This window comes from Lachnoanaerobaculum sanguinis (assembly GCF_033242365.1).
Lineage (GTDB): Bacteria > Bacillota > Clostridia > Lachnospirales > Lachnospiraceae > Lachnoanaerobaculum > Lachnoanaerobaculum sanguinis.
Window position 1 is genome coordinate 1 of sequence record NZ_BTHK01000038.1, and the last position, 1,976, is coordinate 1,976.

At 33.6% G+C, this 1,976-nt stretch carries 1 protein-coding gene; it reads left to right on the forward strand.

What is annotated here, in order from left to right:
- The first annotated feature begins 157 nt into the window (after nucleotides 1-157).
- Complete coding sequence (locus SBH76_RS13365) at nucleotides 158-1,873, forward strand: IS1634 family transposase (RefSeq protein WP_009662801.1); 1,716 nt, start codon at nucleotides 158-160, stop codon at nucleotides 1,871-1,873.
- The last annotated feature ends 103 nt before the right edge of the window (nucleotides 1,874-1,976 follow it).

Sequence of the window (1,976 nt, forward strand, 5' to 3'; positions counted from 1 at the left end):
CGGGTCTTTGACAGTTTGTTCACCTAAATAATCATTAAAAAAGTCCTACAACCCGCATATAACCTACATTCTTCAGTTGAAATTTTTGTCAAAATATTCGTTTTATTATATAGTATTTTCTAGTATTTTATGTTATAATAAGGTGTGGAGGTTATCTATGAAAGTTACTACATCAAAATCAAAAAATGCAGAGTCATTCTATATTTCCAAAAGCTTTATAAATGACAAAGGGGTTAGCACCTCTGTAAATGTACGCAAACTTGGTACTCTCGCTGATTTATTAAAAGAGCATGGACCCACTAGAGATGACGTCATGAAATGGGCTCGTGCCGAGGCAAAACTTGAAACACAGAAGTACAAAGAAGATAAAACAGTAAATATTTCTTTTAACTCAAGCAAAAGACTACAGCCTCAGCAACAGGTCTTCTATCGTGGAGGTTACCTGTTTTTACAGTACTTTTATTATCAACTTGGCTTAAACAAAGTTTGCAGAAAGATAAGGGATAAGTATAACTTCAAGTTTGATATCAACTCGATACTATCCGATTTGATTTACTCCAGAATACTCGAACCTTCCAGCAAACGCTCAAGTTACTCTTGTTCTATGGACTTTTTAGAGCCACCGTCTTACCAATTACATGATGTATATCGCTCTTTAAATGTACTCGGTAAAGAATGTGACCTTATACAATCTGAAACTTATAGAAATAGTCATTTAGTAGGTAAGCGTAATGATAATCTTCTTTTTTATGATTGTACTAACTATTATTTTGAGATTGAGGATGAAGATGGCATTAAGAGATACGGCAAAAGTAAGGAACATAGACCAAACCCTATAATACAAATGGGTATGTTTATGGATGGTGACGGTATTCCTCTTGCTTTTTCTCTATTTCCCGGAAATGCAAATGAACAAACCTCTATTAAACCACTTGAAGAAAAAATTTTAAATGAGTTTGATTGTCAAAAGTTTATTTACTGTAGTGATGCCGGACTTGGTTCGGAAAAAATAAGAAAATACAATCACATGGGTGAAAGAGCTTTTGTAGTCACTCAATCAATAAAAAAGCTTAATGCACAGGATAGGCAATGGGCTTTAGATACTAAAGGATTTAAAAGTTTGTACGATAATAAAGTGGTAGACCTGGCTGAAATCTCAAAGGATGATGAGACTATATATTACAAAGATGCTCCCTATACACCAAAAGATTTATCTCAAAGACTTATCATCACATATTCACCAAAATATGCCAAATACCAAACGGCTATTAGAGAAAGACAAGTTGACAGAGCTAAGTTAATGCTTGAAAAAGGCAGTATCAAAAAAGAAAGAAGAAATCCTAATGATCCGGCCAGGTTTCTTGGCAGTATCGCAGTAACTGATGATGGTGAAAAGGCAAAGGTACATAGCTTTCTTAATACAGACAAAATAGATGAGGAAGCAAAGTATGATGGTATGTATGCCGTCTCAACAGACCTACTTGATGATAATGTAAGTGAAATACTAAATATAAGCGAAAAGCGTTGGCAAATAGAAGAATGCTTTAGAATTATGAAGACCGAGTTTGAAGCAAGACCGGTATTTTTACAAAGGACTGATAGAATTACGTCTCACTTCTTAACCTGCTTTTTAGCCTTGATTATTTACAGATATCTCGAAAAATTTTTAGACCACAAGTATACATGCGAAGAGATTCTAAAGACCTTAAAAGATTTTAATTTTGCATATGTGAAAGAGCAAGGTTTCATACCTCTATATAAACGAACAGAGCTCACAGACAAACTACATGAGATTTGTCATTTTAATACAGATTTTGAATTTATAACAAAAAGTCAAATGCGGACAATACAAAAACAAAGCAAAGGAAAATAAAATACTATTTTTTTATTTTCAAAACGAAATAAAAATGCCCTGAAAGCCAGTAAAATACTGGGGTTCAAGGGCATTTTAACTTTTGAAACTGTCAAAGACAGGA

Coding starts and splice junctions, on each gene's coding strand:
- SBH76_RS13365 (WP_009662801.1), top strand. CDS start 158: ATGAAAGTTACTACATCAAAATCAAAAAATGCAGAGTCATTCTATATT.